Source organism: Tabrizicola sp. (assembly GCF_022842145.1).
Classification (GTDB): domain Bacteria; phylum Pseudomonadota; class Alphaproteobacteria; order Rhodobacterales; family Rhodobacteraceae; genus Tabrizicola.
In genome coordinates, this window is sequence record NZ_JALHQD010000001.1 from 897,462 (window position 1) to 920,477 (window position 23,016).

The 23,016-nt window shown below is 65.3% G+C and carries 21 protein-coding genes; 17 read left to right on the top strand and 4 right to left on the bottom strand.

Features of this window, described 5'->3' with window-relative positions; all coding sequences use genetic code 11:
- Window positions 1-2: 2 nt before the first annotated feature.
- The 6 genes from Q0C42_RS04580 to Q0C42_RS04605 all read left to right on the top strand — a co-directional run bounded on the left by Q0C42_RS04580 (window position 3) and on the right by Q0C42_RS04605 (window position 6,067).
- Window positions 3-989, top strand: coding sequence for an ABC transporter ATP-binding protein (locus Q0C42_RS04580; protein ID WP_295072583.1), 987 nt, complete (start codon window positions 3-5; stop codon window positions 987-989).
- A 43-nt stretch (window positions 990-1,032) separates the two neighbouring features.
- A complete protein-coding gene (locus Q0C42_RS04585; RefSeq protein ID WP_295072585.1) occupies window positions 1,033-1,731 on the top strand; it encodes a GntR family transcriptional regulator in 699 nt (232 codons plus the stop codon).
- 82 nt (window positions 1,732-1,813) lie between these two features.
- Complete coding sequence (locus tag Q0C42_RS04590) at window positions 1,814-2,773, top strand: dihydrodipicolinate synthase family protein (RefSeq protein ID WP_295072588.1); 960 nt, start codon at window positions 1,814-1,816, stop codon at window positions 2,771-2,773.
- 1 nt (window position 2,774) lies between these two features.
- Entirely contained in the window at window positions 2,775-4,004 is a 1,230-nt protein-coding gene (locus Q0C42_RS04595) for an FAD-binding oxidoreductase (RefSeq protein WP_295072591.1), read from the top strand.
- Window position 4,005: 1 nt separating this feature from the next.
- Window positions 4,006-5,007, top strand: coding sequence for a 4-hydroxyproline epimerase (locus Q0C42_RS04600; protein WP_295072594.1), 1,002 nt, complete (start codon window positions 4,006-4,008; stop codon window positions 5,005-5,007).
- Between the two features lie 358 nt (window positions 5,008-5,365).
- Window positions 5,366-6,067, top strand: coding sequence for a hypothetical protein (locus Q0C42_RS04605; protein ID WP_295072597.1), 702 nt, complete (start codon window positions 5,366-5,368; stop codon window positions 6,065-6,067).
- A gap of 54 nt (window positions 6,068-6,121) precedes the next feature.
- Here Q0C42_RS04605 and uvrC read toward each other — a convergent pair whose 3' ends face one another.
- From uvrC to Q0C42_RS04625, 4 genes are all read right to left on the bottom strand, one after another.
- Window positions 6,122-7,978, bottom strand: coding sequence for an excinuclease ABC subunit UvrC (gene uvrC, locus Q0C42_RS04610; protein WP_295072600.1), 1,857 nt, complete (start codon window positions 7,976-7,978; stop codon window positions 6,122-6,124).
- Between the two features lie 300 nt (window positions 7,979-8,278).
- On the bottom strand, window positions 8,279-9,052 hold the full coding sequence (locus Q0C42_RS04615) for an SDR family oxidoreductase (RefSeq protein ID WP_295072603.1): 774 nt from the start codon (window positions 9,050-9,052) through the stop codon (window positions 8,279-8,281).
- Window positions 9,049-9,234 (bottom strand): hypothetical protein, encoded by a 186-nt coding sequence (locus Q0C42_RS04620; RefSeq protein WP_295072606.1) that lies wholly within the window; start codon window positions 9,232-9,234, stop codon window positions 9,049-9,051. Before Q0C42_RS04620 ends, Q0C42_RS04615 begins: the two co-directional genes overlap by 4 nt.
- Window positions 9,235-10,026, bottom strand: a complete 792-nt coding sequence (locus tag Q0C42_RS04625) for a S49 family peptidase (protein WP_295072609.1) — start codon at window positions 10,024-10,026, stop codon at window positions 9,235-9,237.
- Between the two features lie 61 nt (window positions 10,027-10,087).
- Between Q0C42_RS04625 and Q0C42_RS04630 the strand changes: the two genes are divergently transcribed.
- The 11 genes from Q0C42_RS04630 (at window position 10,088) to Q0C42_RS04680 (ending at window position 22,988) form a co-directional block, all read left to right on the top strand.
- Window positions 10,088-10,969: a LysR family transcriptional regulator gene (locus Q0C42_RS04630; RefSeq protein WP_295072611.1), complete on the top strand. Its 882-nt coding sequence runs from the start codon at window positions 10,088-10,090 to the stop codon at window positions 10,967-10,969.
- A gap of 89 nt (window positions 10,970-11,058) precedes the next feature.
- Complete coding sequence (locus tag Q0C42_RS04635; protein ID WP_295072614.1) at window positions 11,059-11,517, top strand: formate dehydrogenase subunit gamma; 459 nt, start codon at window positions 11,059-11,061, stop codon at window positions 11,515-11,517.
- Window positions 11,514-13,019 carry an NADH-quinone oxidoreductase subunit NuoF gene (locus Q0C42_RS04640; RefSeq protein WP_295072617.1) on the top strand — a complete coding sequence of 502 codons (1,506 nt, stop codon included), beginning with the start codon at window positions 11,514-11,516 and terminating at the stop codon, window positions 13,017-13,019. The genes Q0C42_RS04635 and Q0C42_RS04640 overlap by 4 nt, the downstream gene beginning before the upstream one ends.
- Window positions 13,016-13,225, top strand: a complete 210-nt coding sequence (locus Q0C42_RS04645; protein WP_295072620.1) for a DUF4287 domain-containing protein — start codon at window positions 13,016-13,018, stop codon at window positions 13,223-13,225. Before Q0C42_RS04640 ends, Q0C42_RS04645 begins: the two co-directional genes overlap by 4 nt.
- A gap of 4 nt (window positions 13,226-13,229) precedes the next feature.
- Window positions 13,230-16,121: a formate dehydrogenase subunit alpha gene (gene fdhF, locus Q0C42_RS04650; protein ID WP_295072622.1), complete on the top strand. Its 2,892-nt coding sequence runs from the start codon at window positions 13,230-13,232 to the stop codon at window positions 16,119-16,121.
- Window positions 16,118-16,918 carry a formate dehydrogenase accessory sulfurtransferase FdhD gene (gene fdhD, locus Q0C42_RS04655; RefSeq protein ID WP_295072625.1) on the top strand — a complete coding sequence of 267 codons (801 nt, stop codon included), beginning with the start codon at window positions 16,118-16,120 and terminating at the stop codon, window positions 16,916-16,918. The genes fdhF and fdhD overlap by 4 nt, the downstream gene beginning before the upstream one ends.
- Window positions 16,908-17,138, top strand: coding sequence for a formate dehydrogenase subunit delta (locus Q0C42_RS04660; protein ID WP_295072628.1), 231 nt, complete (start codon window positions 16,908-16,910; stop codon window positions 17,136-17,138). Before fdhD ends, Q0C42_RS04660 begins: the two co-directional genes overlap by 11 nt.
- A gap of 105 nt (window positions 17,139-17,243) precedes the next feature.
- Window positions 17,244-18,008, top strand: a complete 765-nt coding sequence (locus Q0C42_RS04665; protein ID WP_295072631.1) for a pyrroline-5-carboxylate reductase — start codon at window positions 17,244-17,246, stop codon at window positions 18,006-18,008.
- A gap of 100 nt (window positions 18,009-18,108) precedes the next feature.
- On the top strand, window positions 18,109-19,374 hold the full coding sequence (gene lysA / locus Q0C42_RS04670; RefSeq protein ID WP_295072633.1) for a diaminopimelate decarboxylase: 1,266 nt from the start codon (window positions 18,109-18,111) through the stop codon (window positions 19,372-19,374).
- 51 nt (window positions 19,375-19,425) lie between these two features.
- On the top strand, window positions 19,426-22,023 hold the full coding sequence (locus tag Q0C42_RS04675) for a TIGR02302 family protein (protein ID WP_295072636.1): 2,598 nt from the start codon (window positions 19,426-19,428) through the stop codon (window positions 22,021-22,023).
- A gap of 254 nt (window positions 22,024-22,277) precedes the next feature.
- Window positions 22,278-22,988, top strand: coding sequence for a DUF1624 domain-containing protein (locus Q0C42_RS04680; protein ID WP_295072639.1), 711 nt, complete (start codon window positions 22,278-22,280; stop codon window positions 22,986-22,988).
- Window positions 22,989-23,016: the final 28 nt, after the last annotated feature.

Genomic DNA, 23,016 nt, shown 5'->3' on the forward strand with positions numbered 1-23,016 from the left:
GCATGGCGTCGACTTCCTCCGTCGTCCTTCGTGACATCCGCAAAAGCTTTGGTGCGGTGGACGTGATCAAGGGCGTCAACCTGACCGTCGAACCGGGCGAGTTCTGTGTTTTCGTCGGCCCGTCGGGTTGCGGCAAGTCCACGCTCCTTCGCCTGATCTCGGGGCTGGAAGAAGCAACCTCGGGAGTGATCGAGATCGGCGGCACCGACGTGACCGACGCCGAACCCTCGGTCCGCGGAATTGCAATGGTTTTTCAAAGCTATGCGCTCTATCCACATTTAAGCGTGCGCGACAATATCGGTTTCGGCCTATCCTTGGCGAAGCTGCCGAAAGACCAGATCAAATCCAAGGTCGAAGCCGCAGCTTCCGCGCTGAAACTGACCGATTACCTCGACCGCAAGCCCAAGGCCCTGTCCGGCGGCCAGCGCCAGCGCGTGGCCATCGGTCGGGCCATCGTCCGCGACCCGAAGGTGTTCCTGTTCGACGAGCCGCTCTCGAACCTCGACGCTGCCCTGCGCGCCCAGATGCGGATCGAACTCAGCGACCTCCACCGCAAGCTGGGTGCGACGATGATCTACGTCACCCACGATCAGGTCGAGGCGATGACGATGGCCGACAAGATCGTCGTCCTGAACGCCGGCCGGATCGAGCAGGTCGGCACTCCGATGGACCTTTACAACGCCCCCGTCTCGCCCTTCGTCGCGGGCTTCATCGGCAGTCCGAAGATGAACCTTTACCCCGGCGAGGCAGCGGGCGAACGCTGCGGGACCTACGGCATCCGCCCCGAACACCTGCGTCTGACCAATGACGCGCCGCGTTGGACCGGCACCGTCCGCCACGTGGAACGGCTGGGGGCTGATACAGTGATCTACCTGAACGTCCCCGCATTGGGCGAGATGGTGGTCCGCACCGACGGTGATGCCAACCCGGCCATCGGTTCCTCACAAGGCGTCGTTCCCGTGGAAGGCCGCGATTTCCGCTACGCCTGAGGCGATGACCATTGTATGCCTTCTGTCGACAACAGGGGGCCTCATGTCTGAAGAAGACCCACAGGAACGCAAGCGCGGCACTGGCGCGCGGTTCGTCTATGACACCCTTCGCGACGAAATCCTGAACCTTGTGCTTCAACCCGGCGAGCCGATTGACGAAATCAGCCTGGCCGACCGCCTGTCGATGTCCCGCACCCCGATACGCGAGGCGCTGGTGCGACTGGCCGGCGATGGGCTGGTGACGCTGCTCCCGAACCGTTCCACCGTTGTCAGCCAGATCGATTTCCCGAACCTACATCACTTCTTCGACGCGCTGACACTGATGTACCGCGTCACCACCCGCCTTGCCGCGCAGTTCCATGACGCCGCCGACCTGGCGGAAATCCGCGCCCGGCAGGACGCCTTCGCCAAGGTTGTCCTGGCGGGCGACACCAACGGGATGATCCAGCTGAACCGCGATTTCCATGTCGCCATCGCCGAGGCTGGGCGGAACCCCTACTACCTCCAGCTCTTCTCGCGTCTTCTTGACGAAGGGCGGCGTATCCTGCGGCTATACTACTACCCAACCTTCGAGCCGCGCCTGCCGCATCCGTATATACAAGAGCATGAGGCGATCATCGCAGCCATCGCCGCGCGCGATGTAGATACATGCGACCGCTTGGCGAAAGAGCACGCTGACAAGATCGTAAGCCAGATCCAGGAGATGATGGCCCGTGATCTTCGGCAGGAAATTCCGCTGTAAAAATCTTGTCGACAAATAAAATGCAAAGTCTATCCTGATCTTGACCCACCGCGGATTCGGCCGCCTTCAGAAGGATTGCAGCATGAAATCGGACATTTTCTCGGGCACGATCCCGGCCCTGATGACGCCCTGCAAGGCGGACCGCTCGCCCGACTTCGACACCCTTGTCACCAAGGCGAAAGAGCTTGTGGGACAGGGGATGTCCGCCGTGGTCTACTGCGGATCGATGGGCGACTGGCCCTTGCTCACCACCGAACAGCGGATGGAGGGGGTTGAGCGTCTGGTGAAAGCCGGGATCAAGGTCGTCGTCGGCACAGGCGCTGTAAATACAGCCACTTCCGCCGCCCTCGCCGCCCACGCCCAGAAGGTCGGCGCGCATGGGTTGATGGTCATCCCCCGACTGCTGTCACGCGGGACCGTCGTCGCGGCGCAGCGGCTGCATTTCAAGGCCGTCCTTTCCGCCGCACCGACCCTCCCTGCCGTGATCTACAACAGCCCCTATTACGGCTATTCCACCAAGGCCGACCTCTTCTTCCAGATCCGGGCCGAGCATCCGAACCTGGTCGGCTTCAAGGAATTCGGCGGCTATGACGACCTGTCCTATGCTGCCAACGCGATCACGGGCGCGTCGCCGGACCTGAAGCTGATGATCGGTGTCGATACAGCCGTCTACCACGGCTACGTCAACTGCAACGCCGACGGCGCGATCACTGGGATCGGCAACGTCCTCCCGCGTGAGGTGCTTCACCTGGTGTCGCTGTGCAAGGCCGCCCAGAACGGCGACGCCGAGGCGCGGCGCTTGGCCTATGAACTGGACCAGGCGATGCAGGTTCTGTCGGAAGTCGACGCCGGGCCGGACTTGGTGTTGTTCTTCAAACACATGTTGGTCCTGCGCGGCGAGGCTGCCTATACCCACCACTTCAACGAGGGCGACGAGCTTTCGGCCAGCCAGAGGGGCTTCATCGAGGCACAACTGAAGATGTTCGACGCCTGGTATGCCGACTGGGCCAAGCAACCCGAGGTTCGGAAATACGCCGCCTGACATGAAGGTCATCGTCATCGGGGCCGGAGTCGTCGGCCTTTCCGCCGCCCTGATGGCGCAAGCGCGGGGTCTTTCGGTCACCGTGCTGGACCGCGAAGGCCCCGCTGCCGGGGCGTCGGCTGGCAATGCCGGGGCTTTCGCCTTTACCGACATCCTGCCTCTCGCCTCCCCCGGCATCCTGCGCAAGGCGCCGAAGTGGCTGCTGGACCCGCTCGGGCCTTTGACCATCCCACCCGCCTATGCCTTGCAGATCACCCCTTGGCTTTACCGCTTCTGGCGCGCCTGTTCCCCCCGTGCCGTTGCGGCCTCCACTGCCGCCCAGACCGCGCTGATGGACCTCTCCCGGACGGAGTTGGAGCCGTTCCTCACCGCCACTGGCACCCTTGGGATGCTCCGTAAGGACGGCAACCTGCAGGTCTACGAAAGCGAGGCCGAGTTCCGCGCCTCGCTTTCTGGCTGGAAAGCCCGCGCCGCCCATGGGATCGACTTCCGCCACATCAACGCAGAGGAGATGGCCGCCCTGCAACCCGGCCTCTCGCCCCGCTTCACGCATGGCACCTTTACCCCCGGCTGGTGGTCGATTGCCGATCCGAAAGACTATGTTCTGGCCCTGGCTGAACGTTTCAGGGCGAATGGCGGCGCGATCCTGCGGGCTGAGGTGACGGGCATCCAATTGCAGGGCGAGGGTGTATATATACAGACAAAGGGCGAGCCACTGACCGCCGACAAGGTCGTCCTGTCTGCGGGTGCCCACTCGCACCGCATCGCCGCGACTTTGGGCGAGCGCATCCCGCTGGAGACCGAGCGCGGCTACAACACCACGCTTCCCGCCGACGCTGTGGACCTGCGTTGCCAGGTGACATTTGGCGGCCACGGCTTCGTCATCTCGCGCTTGTCCACTGGCATCAGGGTGGGTGGGGCTGTCGAACTTGGGGGCCTGTCCCTGCCGCCGAACTACAAGCGGTCCGAGGCTATGTTGCGAAAAGCAAAGGCTTTCTTTCCGGGCTTGAAGACTGAAGGCGGCAAGCAGTGGATGGGCTTCCGCCCGTCGCTGCCCGACAGCCTGCCCGCCATCGGGCGGTCGCGGGTGTCACCACAGATTGTATATACATTCGGCCACGGTCACCTGGGCCTGACCCAAAGCGCCGGGACTGCGCGGCTGGTGGCCGATCTGCTGACAAATGCTAGCCTGCCGGTCGACTTGACTCCTTTCAGCCCGCAAAGGTTCTGACATGGCCGTATATACATTCTCCTGCCTCGACGGGCACACCTGCGGCAACCCGGTGCGGTTGGTTTCGGGTGGGGGACCCCGGCTTGAGGGGTCCACGATGCTGGAGCGTCGGGCGCATTTTCTCAAGGATTACGACTGGATACGGACTGGGCTGATGTTCGAACCCCGGGGGCACGACATGATGTCGGGGTCGATCCTGTACCCGCCGACACGGGCGGACTGCGACGTGGGGGTGCTGTTCATCGAGACCTCGGGCTGCCTGCCGATGTGCGGGCATGGGCTGATCGGGACGGTGACGATGGGGATCGAGAACGGGCTGATTTCCCCGCGCGCGCCGGGGCGGTTGGCGGTGGATGCTCCAGCTGGGAAGGTCGAGGTTTCGTATATACAGGACGGGCGGTTTGTTGAGGAAGTGCGGCTGACCAATGTGCCGGGTTTCCTTTATGCAGAAGGACTTACGGCGGAGGTGGAGGGTTTGGGCGAGGTCGTTGTGGACGTGGCCTATGGCGGCAACTTCTATGCGATTGTCGAGCCGCAGAAGGCGTTCCGCGACATGGCCGACCATACGGCGGGGGAGCTGGTGGGGTGGTCGCCGAAGCTGCGGGCAGCGCTGAATGCGAAGTATGAGTTCGTGCATCCGGAGCATCCGGCGATCCAAGGGCTGAGCCATATCCTGTGGACCGGCAAGCCGACGGTGCCGGGGGCGCATGCGCGTAACGCCGTGTTTTATGGGGAAAAAGCGATTGATCGCAGCCCCTGCGGGACGGGGACCTCGGCCCGGATGGCGCAGCTGGTGGCGAAGGGGAAGCTGGCCGTGGGCGACGAGTTCCACCATGAGAGCATCATCGGGTCGATCTTCAAGGGGCGGGTCGAGGCGGCGGCCACGGTGGCAGGGCGGGAGGCGATTGTACCCTCCATCGCCGGGTGGGCGCGGCAGACGGGGATCAACACGATCTTCATCGACGACCGCGATCCGTTTGCGCATGGGTTCGTGGTGAAGTAGCCTCTGGTCCGGCGTTCGCCGTGTTAGATCAAGGGGTTGGCTGTAGATACGGCGTCTTCTTTCCGTCTACATCGCGTCTACACCCCATGCATACGCGCGTATGCACGGGGGGCCGTTAACCATCCGTCGCGAATCGGGGTTGGGCGGGTGCCCCCCACCCCCGGCCCCTCCCCGCGGATGGGAAGGGGAGGCGCTTGGGGTGTCTGGTGCGCTGAGGGGTTGGGGGAGCGCCTGGGGTGGGCGGCGGATGCCTCCGGCGGGGATATTTGGGGCAAGGTGAATGGGCAGGGGGTCGGAGGGGGCCGCCGGGCGTTGGTGTGGTAGGGTGAGGCGGTGCGGTTGAGGTTGGGTGATTGGGATGAAGAGGGTTCTGGTTGTTGCTGCGGTGCTGGTTGCGTTGGGCTGGGTGGTCTTCTCGCAGGGACGGTACAGCTGGCATCAGAAACTGACCATCACCGTCGAGAGCCCGTCGGGCGAGGTCTCGGCCTCCGCGGTCAGCGCGGTCAGGTGGCGCAAGCAGTGGTTCGATTGGGATGGCATGGGCTGGAGTTATGGCCTGACCGGCGAGGCGGTGGTGGTCGAGGTCACGCCGGGGCGATATCTGTTTGCACTGCTCAAAGGGGCGGGGACGACGGAATACATGGGCTCGGTCGCAGCCGCCTCGATCGCCGGGCGCGAGGGGCGGGTGATCGACGGAGCGCTGTTCGCCGAGGTCCAGGGCAAGCGCGACCGCGCGGCGGGTGTGATCACGCTGCCGGACTATCAGTATCCGATACTGGTGACGTTTGGCGACATCGCCGATCCCGCAAGCGTGATGCTGGTCGACCCGGAGGACCTTGCGGCCGTGTTTGGGGAGGGGGTGCGGTTGCAGGCGGTGACGCTGGAGATCACGCGGGAGGCGGTGACGGAGGGGCTGGTTGAGGGGGTTTTGGGGTGGATTGGAGACTACCAAAAAAACCAGTGGCGCCTGGACGGAAAGAGTTGTGTTGCTTGTCCGATCTCGAGCGAAAACTTGGCCGATCTTATGTCAGCAGGCGTCTTTATCGTCAGAAGAAACTGAGATAGCGACACGTTCCACTGGTGCGCTGAAGCACACCCTACTCTGTAGGTGCCATCACCCCTTCGCCGAGAAGTAGTCCGCGATGGTCTTGGCCATTGCCTCGGAAATCCCGTCCACCGCCTGCAAGTCCGACAGCCCCGCCCGCGCCACCGCCTTGGCGCTGCCGAAGTGTTGCAGGAGGGCGCGTTTGCGGGTGGCTCCGATGCCGGGGATGTCGTCGAGGGGGGTCAGGCTGACGGCCTTGGCACGTTTGGCGCGGTGGGCGCCGATGGCCCAGCGGTGGGCCTCGTCCCGCAGGCGCTGGATGAAGTAGAGGACGGGGTCGTTGCGTTGCAGGGCGAAGGGGCGCTCACCCGGGCGGTGGAATTCTTCTTTCCCGGCGTCGCGGTCGATGCCTTTGGCGACGCCGACCATCGGGATGTCTTCGACGCCGAGTTCCGACATGATCCCGGCCACGGCCGAGACCTGACCTTGGCCGCCGTCGATCAGCAGAAGGTCGGGCCACATGTCGGACTTCCGCTCCGGGTCTTCCTTCAGCAGGCGTTCGAAGCGGCGGGTCAGGACTTCCTTCATCATGCCGAAGTCGTCGGAATTGGCCCCGGCCTCGGACTTGATGTTGAACTTGCGGTATTGCGATTTCAGGAAGCCATCCGCCCCGGCCACGATCATGCCACCCACGGCATTGGTGCCCTGGATGTGGGAGTTGTCGTAGACCTCGATCCGCTGCGGCGGGGCGTCGAGGTCGAAGGCTTCGGCGAGGCCGGTGAGGAGCTTGTTCTGCGTCGTGGACTCGGCCATCCGGCGGGCAAGGCTTTCGCGGGCGTTGCGGGCGGCGTTTTCCACCAGCTCGGCCTTCTCGCCGCGTTGGGGAATGGCAAGCTCGACCTTGTGGCCGGCGCGGATGCACAGCGCCTCGGCCACGAGGTCGGGGTTGTCGACGGGGTGCGACAGAAGGATCAACCGGGGCGGTTCCTTATCGTCGTAGAACTGGGTGAGGAAGGCCTCCATGATCTCGGGCGCTTCGGCCCCCGCGCCAGTCTTGGGGTAGAAGTCGCGGTTGCCCCAGGACTGGTTGGCGCGGATGAAGAAGACCTGGACGCAGGCCTGCCCGTGTTCGAGGTGGAGGGCGACGACGTCGGCTTCGGAGACGCCCTGCGGGTTGATGCCCTGGGTCTGCTGGACCTGGGTCAGCGCCTTGATCCGGTCGCGCAGGGCGGCGGCGCGTTCGAACTCCATCTGGGCCGAGGCCTCGGTCATGGCGCGGGCCAGGTCGGCCTGGACCGAGGTGGTCTTGCCTTCGAGGAAGCGTTTGGCGTCGTCGACGAGGGTAGCGTAACCCTCGGGGGAAATCTTGCCGACGCAGGGCGCGCTGCAGCGCTTGATCTGGAATTGCAGGCAGGGGCGGGTGCGGCTGTCGAAGATGGAGTCGGAACAGTTGCGGAGAAGGAAGACCTTCTGCAGCTGGTTCAGGGTGCGGTTGACGGCGCCCGCGCTGGCGAAGGGGCCGAAGTAGGCGCCCTTTTCGGACTTCTTGCCGCGATGCTTCTTGATCTGCGGATAGGGGTGTTCGGCCGAGATCAGGATGTTCGGGAATGACTTGTCGTCGCGCAGAAGCACGTTGTAGCGCGGCTTCAGCTGCTTGATCAGGTTCTGTTCAAGAAGCAGCGCCTCAAGTTCCGTCCGGGTGGTCAGGAACATCATCGAGACGGTCTCGAAGATCATCCGGGCGATGCGGCCGGAGTGGCCCGAGGGGCGGGCGTAGTTCGATACGCGGGCCTTCAGGTTGCGGGCCTTGCCGACGTACAGCACCTCGGACGCGGCATTCAGCATCCGGTAGACCCCAGGGCTACCGTCGAGAGTCTTCAGGTAATCCTGGATCACCTCATGTCCGCTGCGGGGTTTTTCGTCCATGATTTACACTATGTCGATTCTTGGTCCGGGCTGCCACCGAACCGGGGTCTAAGCAAGAGCAAAGCTGTCCACGGAATCTGGGGATAACTCTGCGGAGAAGATTTCGGGAGCGTCGAATTTCCCTTGTTTTAAGGCCTCTTCACCGGGATGCCTATATTTTAGGCACATAGGGAACCCTTTGAAAACGTTATAAAGATTTTCGCGAGTTTTGCAAATCCCTGAATTTCCACGTGAATTATGACGGACACGTGAACCCGCCTTAAGAAGTGGACAAGTTGCCGCGGGTGACCGATGGAAGGGCTATTCCACGCCTAGAACGTCAGGCGTTTTCCAGCCGAGGTGCTGGCCACCGTCGACGGCGATGAACTGGCCGGTGACGCCTGGACTATCCAGGAAAAACCCCAGCGCCGCGGTGATGTCCTGCGGGTTCGCGCCACGGCCAAGGACGGTGGCGGCGCGCTGGCGGTCGAAGTGGTCCTGGCTTTGCCGGGCACCCTTCAGCGTCGGGCCGGGCCCGATGCCGTTGACACGGACATGCGGGGCGAGGCCCTGCGCGGCGGTCTGGGTCAGCGCCCAGAGGCCCATCTTGGCGAGGGTGTAGGTGCTGAACTCGGGCGTCAGTTTCAGGATGCGCTGGTCGATCATGTTGACGACCAGGCCTTGGGCCAAGGGCTCGCCGTTGTCGTCCATGGTGGCTGGGGGGCATTGCTTGGCAAAGGCCTGGATCAGGACGTAGGGCGCGCGCAGGTTGGATTCGATGTGGCGGTCCCAGCTTTGGCGCGTCGCGGTGTCGATCCGGTCGTATTCGAAGATCGAGGCGTTGTTCACCAGCACGGTCAGCGGTCCCAATGCGGCGGTGACGGCGGGGACAAGCGCCTGGACCTGCGCCTCGTCCAGAAGGTCCGCATGGAAGGACTGCGCTTTGCGGCCCATCGCGCGGATCTCGGCGACGACGGTTTCGGCTTCGTCGGCGGAGGACGCGTAGTGCACGGCAACATCGTGCCCGCGCTGCGCGAGATAAAGCGCCATCGCGCGGCCAAGCCGCTTGCCTGCGCCCGTTACCAGTGCCGTCATTTCGCCTTGCCCCCGCAATCGCACGTCTTCGTGCCGATCAGGTAGCGCCCGCATTTGCCGCAGACAGGGGCGACTTTGCGTTTCCGCATCACTCGGGGCAGCGCGCCGGGGAAAAGCGCTCGGCCGATCAGGGCGACGAGGACCATTGCCAGAAGGAAGAAGAGGATGACCTTGAACAGCATCTAGAGGCCGTACCTTGCCCAAAGCGCCCGGTCCTCGACCGCACCCAGGGTCTCATCCACCAGCGACAGGCCAAAACGCTGGAAGAGGCTGCGCTTGCGGCCAAGGGGAACGAGTTTCACCTTGTCGCCGTAAAGCTCTTTCAGCTTCGGGGTCATGTGGGCGACTCCGTCGGTTAGGCCCAGGTCCACCGACTGCTGGCCGGTCCAGATGTCGGCGTTGAAGAGGTCCGCGCTGTCGTCCAGTCGGATTCCCCGACTGCGGCGGACGTGGTCGATGAAGGCCTGATGGATCGGGGTCTGCAGGGCCTTGAGGCGATCGATGTCCTCGGGCTTCTGCGGCAGGAAGGGGTCGGCAAAGCTTTTGGACCGTCCCGCGGTGATGACCCGGCGTTCGACACCTTGGCGCGCCATCAACTCGGGGAAGCCGAAGCTGGCGAAGATCACGCCGATGGAGCCGACGAGGCTGCTTTCGTCCACCCAGATGTCATCGGCCGCGCAGGCCAGCCAGTAGCCGCCCGAGGCCGCGACATCCTCGACGAAGGCGTGGACCGGGACCTTCTTTTCCTCGGCCAAACGCCGGATGCGCGCCGCGATCAGCGAGGACTGGACCGCCGATCCGCCCGGCGAGTTCACCAGAAGCGCCACGGCGGCGGGCTTCAACTTGAACGCCTTCTCGATCAGCGGGGTCAATGCCTCGTCGTTCAGGCTGCGGGTGCCGGTGCCAATGGTGCCGCCAAGGCGGATCACGGGGACAAGCGTGGGTTTGGGCAGGAAGGGGATGAAGCGGCGCATGGCGCCAGAGGTAAGGCGTCTGGGGCTTGCGGGCAAGGGCAGGGCGCGGCAGGGTTCGGCAATGATCGACAAGCTGGAAATGTTCATCGCATTGGCCAAGGAGCGGCACTTCGGTCGCGCGGCCGAGGTGTGCGGGGTGACGCAGCCCTCGCTGTCCAGTGCGATCCGGCAGCTGGAGGACCAGCTGGGCGTGCAGCTGGTCTTCCGGGGCAGCCGGTTCCAGGGCCTGACGCCCGAAGGCCAGCGGGTGCTGGATCGCGCGCTGGGCATCGTCGGCGATGTGCGGGCACTCAAGGATGAGATGCGTGTGGTGCGGTCGGGCCTATCGGGCAATCTGCGGATCGGGGTCATCCCGACGGCGCTGCCGATGGTGGCGGACCTGACCGGACCTTTCACGCAAAAGCACCCTAACGTCCGGGTGTCGATCCTGTCGCGGACCAGCGTCGAGATCCTGACCGGGATCGAGGCCTTGGATCTTGAGGCCGGGATCACCTACCTGGACAACGAGCCCCTGGGCCGGGTGTCGCAGGTGCCTTTGTATACGGAGTTCTACCGGTTGCTGATTGCACCGGGGTCAGAAATGGCCTCGCGTCGGCATGTCACCTGGAACGAGTTGTCGACGGTGCCCTTGTGCCTTCTGACCTCGGACATGCAGAACCGGCGGATCGTGAACCAGCACCTGGGCGAGGCCGGCGTGGATGCGGCGCCGATGATCGAGTCGAACTCCACGATGGCGCTGGTAGCGCATGTGCTGACCGGGCGCTGGGCAAGCGTGGTGCCGAAGAAACTGGCCGACATGTTCGTGGCGGATGGGCGGTTGCATTCGATCCCTATCGTCGAGCCGGAGGCCGAGCACACCGTCGGCCTGATCGCGGCCCGTCGGGACCCGCAGACACCGGTCTTGCAGGCGCTGGTCGATGAAGCGGTCAGACTGTTTCGATAGGCTACGTCTATCGACTGACGGTATATCGACATTGATTAGCCTATCAATCCGGGGGTATACATTTGCATGCTAGCCAGAGGTTTGCCCGCATGCTTGATTCCCACGTCCACTCCGACCGGATCGCCGAGATCCTGAACGCGCATCAGGGGCTGGAGGGGCCGCTCCTTCCCATCCTGCACGCGATTCAGGCGGCGTTCGGCTATGTGCCGGATAGCGCCATTCCGCAGATCGCGGCGGCCTTGATGCTGTCGAAGGCGGAAGTGCACGGAGTGATCAGCTTCTACCACGATTTCCGCGCGGCACCTGTCGGGCGGCATGTGCTGAAGCTGTGCCGGGCCGAGGCGTGTCAGACCGTGGGCGGGGACGCGGTGGCGGACCGGATCAAAGCGGCGCTGGGCATCGACTGGCACGAGACGACCCCCGACGGACGCGTGACGCTGGAGCCGGTGTTCTGCCTGGGCCTGTGCGCCTGCGGACCGGCGGCGATGGTCGACGGGCGGCTGGTCGGTCGCTGTGACGAAAGCGTGCTGGCAGAGGTGGCGAAATGAAGCTTTACGTTCCGCTGGATAGTGCTGCCGTCGCTTTGGGGGCCGACAAGCTGGCTGCGGCGATTGCGGCCGAGGCTGCGTCGCGTGGGGTTGAGGTCGAGATCGTCCGCAACGGCTCGCGCGGGATGGTCTGGCTGGAGCCGCTGGTCGAAGTGGTGACCGATGCTGGCCGCCTGGGTTTCGGCCCGATGACCGTGGCGGATGTGCCGGGGCTGTTCGGCGATCTGGCGTCACATCCGAAGGCCCACGGACTGGTCGATGAACTGCCTTGGATGAAGGGTCAGACCCGTCTGACCTTTGCCCGGGTGGGTGTGATCGATCCGCTGTCGCTGAAGGATTACGTCGCGCATGGCGGCCTTGTCGGGCTGGAACGCGCCGCCAAGATGACCAAGGCCGAAATCGTGGCCGAGGTGACGGAGTCCGGCCTGCGCGGGCGCGGGGGCGCGGGCTTCCCGACGGGGATCAAGTGGAAGACGGTGTCCGAGGCGCCGGGCGAGCTGAAGTACATCGTCTGCAACGCGGACGAGGGCGACAGCGCCACTTTTGCCGACCGGATGCTGATGGAGGGTGACCCCTTCACGCTGATCGAGGGCATGGCGATTGCCGGTTTGGCCTGCGGGGCGACCAAGGGCTACGTCTACATCCGCAGCGAATACCCGGTGGCGATCCGGGTGATGGAAGCCGCGGTGAAGATCGCCCAGGACGCCAAGGTGCTGGGCCCGGCCTTCGACATGGAGGTTCGCGTCGGCGCCGGGGCCTATGTCTGCGGCGAGGAGACCTCGCTGCTGAACAGCCTGGAGGGCAAGCGGGGCGTGGTCCGGGCCAAGCCGCCGTTGCCGGCGCTGCAGGGGTTCATGGGTCGCCCGACCGTGGTCAACAACGTGATCTCGCTGGCCTCGGTGCCGGTGATCATGGCCAAGGGGGCTGCGTTCTACAAGGACTTCGGGCTGGGCCGCAGCCGTGGGACGATCCCGCTGCAGATCGCCGGGAACGTGAAACGCGGTGGGCTTTATGAGGTGGCGTTCGGCCTGACCCTCGGCCAGATCGTCAATGCGATCGGCGGCGGTACGGCCTCGGGTCGTCCGGTCAAGGCGGTGCAGGTGGGTGGCCCCTTGGGCGCCTGGTTCCCGCCGTCGCTGTTCGATACGCCGTTCGGGTACGAGGAGTTCGGCGCAAAGGACGGGTTGATCGGCCACGCCGGTCTGACCATCGCCGACGACACGACCGACATGCTGCACATGGCCCGCTTCGCGATGGAGTTCTGCACCATCGAATCCTGCGGCAAATGCACCCCCTGCCGCATCGGCGCGGTGCGGGGGGTCGAGACGCTGGACCGTCTGGCCGCCGGTGACGTCAGCGCGATTCCGCTGCTGACCGACCTCTGCAGCACGATGAAATCCGGTTCGCTTTGCGCTTTGGGCGGCTTCACCCCATATCCGGTGATGAGCGCACTGACGCACTTCCCCGACGACTTCGCCCGCGCGAAGGAGGCAGCCGAATGACCGATGCCGTCAAAGGCCCGGCGTCGTATTTCCCCTCGATCGAGAAGAAATACGGCCAGCCCGTGGGTCATTGGTTCGACCAGATCCAGGACAAGCTCGACCAGCCGCACATGGCGATCGTCGCTTTCCTGAAAGACACCCACGCGATGGGCCACGGCCACGCCAACGCCATTGTCGCCCACCAGCTTGCCGCACGGAAAGGCTAATAAGATGAAAGACTTCATCATCCCCGACCGCGACTTCGGCACCCCTGCCTCGAAGTCCAAGACGATGGTCACGCTGACGATCGACGGCTTTGACGTGACCGTGCCGGAAGGCACCAGCATCATGCGCGCGGCGGCCGAGATCGGGATTTCCGTCCCGAAGCTGTGCGCCAGCGACAACATGGAGGCTTTCGGGTCCTGCCGGTTGTGCCTGGTCGAGATCGAGGGCCGGAACGGCACCCCGGCGTCCTGCACCACTCCCGTAGCACCCGGCCTGAAGGTCAAGACCCAGACCGGCAAGCTGAAGGACCTGCGCCGCGGGGTGATGGAGCTTTACATCTCGGACCACCCGCTGGACTGCCTTACCTGTGCCGCCAACGGCGACTGCGAGTTGCAGGACATGGCCGGGGCCGTCGGCCTGCGTGATGTGCGGTATGAGGCAGCGCCGAAAGGCGAATTCGCCAACCACTTCACGGTGAAGAACACCAGCGGCGAGGCCAACCCGCAGTGGCTGCCGAAGGACAACTCGAACCCCTACTTTGCCTATGACCCGGCGAAATGCATCGTCTGCTCGCGCTGCGTCCGGGCATGCGAGGAAGTGCAGGGCACCTTCGCGCTGACCATCGAGGGCCGGGGCTTTGACAGCCGCGTGTCGTTCGGCGCCAAGACCGATGACGCGCTGGCCTCGGATTGCGTCTCCTGTGGCGCCTGCGTGCAGGCCTGCCCGACCGCGACGCTGACCGAAAAGTCGGTCATCGACATCGGCACGCCCGACCGCAGCATCATCACCACCTGCGCCTATTGCGGCGTGGGTTGCAGCTTCAAGGCCGAGATGCGGGGCGACGAGCTTGTCCGCATGACCCCCTACAAGCACGGCAAGGCCAACCGGGGCCACTCCTGCGTCAAGGGCCGCTTCGCCTATGGCTACGCCACGCACCAGGACCGCATCCTGAAGCCGATGATCCGCGACAGCATCGACCAGCCCTGGCAGGAAGTGTCCTGGGCTGAGGCGATGGAATTTGCCGCCGCCAAGATGAAGGGCATCCAGGCGAAGTATGGCCGCAACTCGGTGGGCGTGATCACCTCCAGCCGCTGCACGAACGAGGAGACCTACCTTGTTCAGAAGCTGACCCGCGCGGTGTTCATGAACAACAACACCGACACCTGCGCCCGCGTCTGCCATTCGCCCACCGGCTATGGGTTGGGCCAGACCTTTGGCACCAGCGCCGGGACGCAGGACTTCGACTCCGTCGAGGAATCGGACGTGATCATGGTGATCGGTGCGAACCCTTCGGCCGCGCACCCGGTGTTCGCCAGCCGGATGAAGAAGCGGCTGCGCGCAGGTGCGAAGCTGATCGTCGTCGACCCGCGCCGGACGGAAACCGTGGAAGGCCCGCATTACAAGGCGGCGCATCACCTTGCGCTGACGCCGGGGACCAACGTGGCCGTCGTCTCGGCCATCGCCCACGTGATCGTCACCGAAAAGCTGTACGACGAAGAGTTCATCCGCACCCGCTGCGACTGGGATGAATTCCAGGACTATGCCGAGTTCATCTCGACCCCGAACCACTCGCCCGAGGCGACGGAAATCCTGACCGGTGTCCCGGCAGAGGAGCTTCGCAAGGCGGCGCGGCTGTATGCCGGCGGCGGCAACGGGGCGATCTACTACGGGCTGGGCGTGACCGAACATTCGCAGGGGTCAACCACCGTGATCGGTATCGCCAACCTGGCCATGCTGACCGGCAACATCGGTCGCAAGGGCGTGGGCGTGAACCCGCTGCGCGGTCAGAACAACGTGCAGGGCTCTTGCGACATGGGCTCCTTCCCGCACGAACTGCCGGGCTACCGCCATGTGAAGAACCCCGAGGTTCGCGCGATCTACGAGGCGGCCTGGGGCGTGACCATCGACCCGGAACCCGGCCTGCGCATCCCGAACATGCTGGACGCCGCGGTGGAAGGCACGTTCAAGGGCTTGTACTGCCAGGGTGAGGACATCCTGCAATCCGACCCCGACACCCACCACGTCGCGGCGGGTCTGGCGGCGATGGAATGCGTGATCGTCCACGACCTGTTCCTGAACGAAACCGCGAACTACGCGCATGTTTTCTTCCCCGGCTCGTCCTTCCTGGAAAAGGACGGCACCTTCACCAACGCCGAGCGTCGGATCAACATGGTCCGCAAGGTGATGGCGCCGAAGCAGGGCTATGCCGACTGGGAAGTGACCCAACTCTTCGCCAATGCGATGGGGGCGGGCTGGAACTACACCCACCCGAGCCAGATCATGGAAGAGATCGCCATGACGACGCCGTCGTTTGCCGGGGTCAACTACGAGAAGCTGGAGACGATGGGCTCGGTCCAGTGGCCCTGCAACGAGAAGGCGCCCGAGGGCACGCCGCTGATGCACATCGACGGGTTTGTCCGCGGCAAGGGCAAGTTCATCCGGACTGAATACGTGGCGACGGACGAAAAGACCGGCCCGCGCTTCCCGCTGCTGCTGACCACGGGGCGTATCCTGTCGCAGTACAACGTGGGCGCGCAGACCCGGCGGACGGCGAACGTGGTCTGGCATGACGAGGACGTGCTGGAGATCCACCCGCACGACGCCGAGAACCGGGGCGTCCACGAGGGCGACTTCGTGCGCCTGGCCTCGCGGTCGGGGGAAACCACGCTGCGGGCGACGATCACCGACAAGGTGTCGCCGGGGGTTGTGTATACGACCTTCCACCACCCGGACACGCAGGCCAACGTCATCACCACCGACTTCAGTGACTGGGCGACCAACTGCCCGGAATACAAGGTGACGGCGGTTCAGGTGTCTCCGTCCAACGGCCCGTCCGAGTGGCAAGAGGAATACGCAGCACAGGCGGCGCTGTCGCGGCGGATTCTGGCAGCGGAATGAAGGGCACGCGGGCCACTCCCCGGCTGGTCTTCGGTTCGTCGGTTGCGGCCGGGGAACGGGTCTTGCCCGAAGAAGTGGCCGTCGCGCTGTCGTTCAACGGGACGACGCAGGCGGTGATGATGGCGACGCCGGCGGACCTGGAGGATTTCGGGGTCGGGTTTGCTGTCACGGAAGGCATCGCCTCGCCGCAGGAGATCCTGTCGGTCGAGGTGGAGCCGGTTCCGCGCGGGTTGGACGTGCAGATCTGGCTGCATCCGGAAGCCGAGGCGCGGCTGTCGTCCCGCCGCCGGACGATGTCCGGCCCGGTGGGCTGCGGGCTGTGCGGGATCGACAGCATCGAGCAGGCCTTGCGCGAGGTTCCGGTGGTCGCGCCGTCGGCCTTCCGGATGTCGCCGTCTCAGGTACTGGCGGCGGTGGCGGCCTTGCCGGGCGAACAGCGGCTCCACGACGCCACGCGGGCGGTGCATGGCGCGGCGTTCTGGAACGGGCGGGTGCAGCTGGCGCGTGAGGACGTGGGGCGGCACAACGCGCTGGACAAGCTGGTCGGCGGAATGGCCAGCCAGGGTATCGCGCCGCAGGGCGCGGTGGTGCTGACCAGCCGCGTGTCCACCGACATGGTCCAGAAAGTCGCCATGCTGGGCGCGCCGATGATCATCGCGGTCTCGGCCCCGACGGCCGAGGCGGTGGAATTGGCTGAACGGGCGGGGATCACCCTTATCGCCCTGGCACGGGGGGACCGGTTCGAGGTCTTCTCGCATACCGATCGTTTGAAGATGGAGCAGGCCCATGTCGGCTGAGAAGATCACGCGGATGGCGAACCAGATCGCGCAGTTCATGGAGACGAAGCCGCACGCCGAGGGCGTGGCCCTGCTGGCGTCCCACATCAACGACTTCTGGGACCCCCGGATGCGCCGGCAGTTGTTCGAGCTGCTGGATGCGGGTGGTGCGGAGTTCCGCCCTCTGGTCCGTGATGCGGCGTCGGCGATCCGGCGGCCGGTGGTCGAACAGGCCGCCTGACCTGTCGACGCTGGGCGGATACCACTGACCTTTCTTTCAGTGGGTCCGTCTGTTCGGACGTTAACCCAGAGCCTGCACCACACCGCCAGCACTTGAGGAGTCGCAATGCGCCTGGGTTTCATCGGGGCTGGGACCATGACTGCGGCGATGGTCGAGGGTCTGTGTGCGGGGGGGCAGTCTGGCTTCGAGGTGCTGCTGTCTCCGCGTGGGGCGGTGGTGGCGGCAGACCTTGCACGGCGGTTTCCCGAGGTGACGGTGGCTGCCAGCAACCAGATGGTTGTGGATGGTTGCGACCTCGTCGTTCTGGCGATCCGCCCCCAGGTGGCCGAAGAGGTGGTGCGGGACCTTGCCTTTCGGCCCGACCAGAAGGTCCTGAGCCTGATCGCTGCAACCCGGATCGAGTGGGTCCGAGACTGGATCGGGCTTGACCTGCCGATAACAAGGGCGATCCCCTTACCCTTCGTCGCCAACCGCAAGGGCGTCACGCCAATCTATCCGCCAGACCGTGAAATTGCCGGGCTTTTCGCCACCCTTGGGTCGGCGGTGGAGTGCCAGACGATCCAAGAATTCGACCTGCTGGCCGTCGGCTCGGCGCTGATGGGGAGCTACTTCGGCATTCTCGAGACGGCGCAGGACTGGCTGGTGGAGCAGGGTCTGCCCGAACCGGCCGCGCGCGCCTATCTTGCGGGACTGTTCGCCAACCTTGGTGGCGTGGCCGAGTCCGGTGGCACGGCGTTTGCCGATCTGCGCCAGGAGTATTCGACGAAGGGCGGGTTGAACGAGCAGATATTCCGCGTCTTCGGCGAGGAGGGCGGGGCGCGTGCCCTTCAGACGGCGCTGGCCCAAGTGCTGGCGCGGGTGCGCGGTTAAGCCGCCTTCAGTCATTGTCCGAAGGCTTTCCTGCCAGAAATCGTCCCTTTGCAGCCGTCGCGCGCGCAGATATGACGGCGCGGAAGCACCGGGGGCGACGATGGACCACTTCCAGTACAAGAACGGCACCCTCTATGCCGAGGACGTCGCGATTGCCGATATCGCGGCCGAGGTTGGCACGCCGTTCTATGTCTATTCCACCGCCACCCTGACCCGGCACTACAAGCTTTTCACCGAGGCTCTGTCCCCCCTGCCCCACCTCGTCTGCTTCGCCATCAAGTCGCTGTCGAACGTCGCGGTGCTGAAGACGCTGGGCAACCTGGGTGCCGGGATGGACGTGGTCTCGGGCGGGGAATACCTGCGTGCGAAGGCGGCGGGCGTGCCGGGCGACCGGATCGTCTTTTCCGGCGTCGGCAAGACGCGGGACGAGATGCGGCTGGCGCTGACCGGCGGCATCCGGCAGTTCAACGTGGAATCCGAACCGGAGATGCGGGCCCTGTCCGAGGTGGCGACCTCCCTTGGTGTCACCGCCCCGATCACCATCCGCATCAACCCCGACGTCGACGCCAAGACCCACGAGAAGATCGCGACGGGGAAAAAGGAAAACAAGTTCGGCATCCCGATCGCCCGCGCGTCCGAGGTCTATGCCGAAGCCGCCCGCCTGCCCGGCCTGCAGGTCATCGGGATCGACGTCCACATCGGGTCGCAGCTGACCGAGTTGGAACCCTTCGAACAGGCCTACCTCAAGGTCGCCGACCTGACCCGCCGTCTGCGGTCCGAGGGTCACACGATCACCCGCCTTGATCTGGGCGGAGGGCTTGGCATCCCCTACACCCGGTCGAACGAGGCCCCGCCGCTACCCACCGACTACGGCGCGCTCATCAAGCGCACGGTGGGCGATCTTGGCTGCGAAATCGAGATCGAACCCGGCCGCCTGATCAGTGGCAATGCCGGTATCCTGGTGTCGAAGGTCATCTACGTGAAGAACGGCGAGGGCCGCGACTTCCTGATCCTCGATGCCGCGATGAACGACCTTGTCCGCCCCTCGATGTACGGCGCGCACCACGACATCGTGCCCGTCGCCGAGCCGCCCGTCGCTGCCCCGACGCAGGAGTTCGACGTGGTCGGCCCGGTCTGCGAGACCGGCGACACCTTTGCCAAGGGCCGCGACCTGCCGTTGGTGGCCGAGGGCGACCTTGTGGCCTTCCGCAGCGCGGGGGCCTACGGCGCCGTGATGGCCTCGGAATACAACACGCGGCCCCTGATCCCCGAGGTGCTGGTCAACGGGGATCACTTCGCTGTCATACGGGCACGACCAACCTTTGACGAAATCCTCAACCGCGATACCATCCCTCCGTGGCTATAACCGCGGCTGTGACACCCGGCGTCTCCGGTTGGCCGGTCCTTGGCAGGTGAGATGACCGGACAGACGCCCCAACCCCCGCTGAAATCGCTCGTCTGGCCGATGCGGCTGACGCTGGCGGGGCTGTGGGCGGAACGTCTGGCGCGGGCGTTCTGGCCGCTGTGGTCGCTGGCCCTGATCACCCTTGCCGCATTGGCATTCGGATTGCAGGACCTGGGGCCGCTCTTTTGGGCGCAGATCGGCGGGCTTGTCGTCGGACTGGTCGCCCTTGTCCTCTTCGCCATGGGCTTGAAGCGGTTTCGCAAGCCAACCCCGATGGACGCGCTGGACCGGCTGGACAGCACCATGCCCGGTCGCCCCATCGCGGCCTTGCGCGATACCCAGGCCATCGGGACCGCCGACCCGGCCTCGCTGGCAGTCTGGCGGGTCCACCAGGAGCGGATGGCCGCCCGTGCGGCAGGGGCGCGGCCCGTCCAGCCCGACCTGCGCCTGTCGTCCCGCGACCGCTTTTCCTTGCGCTACGTGGCGCTGACCGCCTTCGTCATGGCCGCGCTTTTCGGGTCGTTCTGGAAGGCGGGAACCGTCGCCGGCCTGACCCCCGGCGCTGCCGTCGCCATGCCCGGTGGCCCAAGCTGGGAGGCCTGGGCCCAGCCCCCGGCCTATACCGGCAAGCCGTCCCTGTACCTCAACGACATCACCGACCCCGCGCTGGAAGTCCCCACCGGCACCCGGCTGCAGATCCGGCTTTATGGCCCAGAAGGCGGGCTGACCGTCACGCAGACTGTGGCCGACGTTCCACAACCCCCCGCGCCGGAACCCGGCACCGAAGCCACCCCCGCCGCTGCGGTCCCGAACCCCAACTCGGGCGTGCATGACCTGACGATCACCCGGTCGGGCGATCTGGCCATCGAAGGCAACGGCGGGCGCGAATGGCAGATCACCGCCACGCCCGACACCGCCCCGACCGTCGAGATCACCGGCGAGATGGTGCGCGAGGCGGACGGCCGCTTCAAACAGGACTTCAAGGCCACTGACGACTACGGCGTCGTTGCGGGCCGGGTGACGATCAGCCTCGACCTGGCCAAAGTTGACCGCCGCCACGGCCTGCTGGTCGAGCCCGAAACGGTCGAGCCGGTCACCCTGGACCTGCCGATGCCGCGCAAGGGCAAGCGGACCGACATGGCCTCGACCTTGGTCGACGACCTGTCGAAACATGTCTTCGCCAACATGCCGGTGACGATGGTCTTTGCCGTTGTCGATGCGGCAGGCAACGAAGGGACTTCGGTCCCCTACGAGGTCACCCTTCACGGCAAGCGCTTCTTCGACCCGCTGGCCGCCGCGCTGATCGAGATGCGCCGCGACATCCTGTGGAACCGGATCAACGCGCCCCGCGCCGGCGAGATCCTGAAGGCGGTGACCAACCGGCCTGAAGGCTTTGTCCGCCACGACCGCGCCTTCCTGCACCTGCGCGTGCTGATGCGCGATCTTGAGGCGAAGGAAGCCAGCCTGTCGGTCGAGGACCGCGATACCATCGCCGAAAAGCTGTGGACCATCGCGCTGATGGTCGAAGAGGGGAACCTGCAATCCGCTCTGGACCGGTTGCAGCGGGCGCAGGACCGGCTGCAGGAGGCGATCGAGAACGGCGCCTCGCCCGAGGAAATCGACCAGCTGATGAAGGAAATGCAGCAGGCGCTGGACGAATACATGCGCGAGCTGGCCGAAGAGGCGCAGCGCAATCCGGGCGACCAGCAGCAGCAAGAGATGATGCAGGGCCAGATGATGTCCGGCGACCAGCTGCAAGAGATGTTGGACAAGCTTCAGCAGCTGATGGAGGAAGGCAAGACCGCCGAGGCCGCCGAGCTGATGGAGCAGCTCCGTCAGATGATGGAGAACATGCAGGTCGTCCAGGGCCAGGGACAAGGCCAGGGCCAGGGTCAGGATGGCCCGATGGGCGAGATGGGCGAGACGCTGCGCGATCAGCAGGAACTGTCAGACGATGCTTTCCGCGACCTGCAGGGCGTCCCGCGTGACGGTGAGCAGGAAGGCCAGCAGCCGGGCCAGGAGCAAGGCCAAGAGCAGGGCGAGGGCCAGCAACCCGGGGAACAGGACGGCCAGGGCAGCGACCAGGCCGACAATCAGGGAGAGGGTCAGGGCGGCTCGCTGACCGACCGCCAGCGTGACCTGCGCGAACGGTTGAACGAGCTGCAACAGGGCCAGTTGCCTGGCGATGGCACCGAAGCGGGAGAAGAAGGCCGCCAGAACCTCGACCGCGCCGGCCGCGCGATGGAAGAAGCCGAAGATGCGCTGCGCGGCGGCGACCTTGACGGCGCTCTCGACCGCCAGGCCGAGGCGATGGAAGCGCTGCGCGACGGGATGCGCGACTTTGGCGAAGCCTTGGCCGATGAACAGCGCCAGAACAGCGACGGTCAGGGCGGCGAACGTGACATGGGCTCGGCCGATCCGCAGGGCACCGATCCGCTGGGCCGGCGCCCGGGCGAAACCGCCCGCATCGGCTCGGACGAGAACATGGTGCAGAACGACCCCGATGTGCGGGCGCAGGAACTCTTGGACGAGATCCGCCGCCGCTCGGGCGAGATGGCCCGCCCGCTGGAGGAACTGGATTACCTCAAGCGCCTGTTGCAGATGTTCTAGGCGCAGCGGCCCGGAAACTCACGCTCGGTCACGCCGAACCCGCGCATTGGTCAGCAGTCAGATCTAAACCCTTTCACCTGGCACCAAATATCCCCGCCGGAGGCATCTCCCGAGGACCTGTGCGTTCTCCACGCGCAGGTCCGAGACAAAAGACTTGCGCGTCAGCGCTCCTTTTGAAAACCGCCCGAACCCGGTACGCCGCTTGAGACTGCGCCCCGCTTGCGGCCCCCACCAAACCGCGCCACTCTGCTTTCATGACCAAAAACCGCCTCCCCGCGCTCGACATCGCCCGCACTCTGGCGCTGGTCTGCATGGTGATCTTCCACTTCACCTTCGACCTTGCTCTCTTCGGTTTCATCGATCCGGGCACGATGTCCCAGCCGTTCTGGTACTACTTTGCCCGGATGATCGCCGGCAGTTTCCTGTTCCTGTCGGGAGTCAGCCTGTGGATGGCCCACGGCCAGGGAATTCGCTGGCCCGCCTTCTGGACCCGCTTCGCCAAGGTTGCCGCAGCCGCTGCTCTGGTCACCCTCGCCAGCATCTGGCTGGTGCCGGGTGGGCCGATCTGGTTCGGCATCCTCCACGCCATAGCCGCCGCGAGCCTTCTGGGCCTGGTCGCCCTGCGGCTGCCCTGGCAGGTCACGCTTGCCCTCGCCGCCGTGATCTTCGCCGCCGCCTGGGGGCCCCGGTTTGCGGTCTTCGACCCGATCTGGCTGGTCTGGACCGGCCTTGCCGAAAGCCGCCCGATGATGGGCGATTACGTCCCGCTCGTCCCCTGGGCTGCGCCCGCCCTGGCCGGGATCGCCGCCGCAAAGGCGCTCCGCCTTGACCAGTGGCGTGGCACCCGGCCCTCGCCCCTTCTGCACCGCCTGACCTTTCCCGGCCGCCATTCGCTGATCATCTACCTTGTCCACCAGCCGATCCTGATCGGCCTTTTCAACGTCTATCTCTGGGCCAACTCCTGACGCTTCCCCTCGCCTCCGCTTTCCGCTA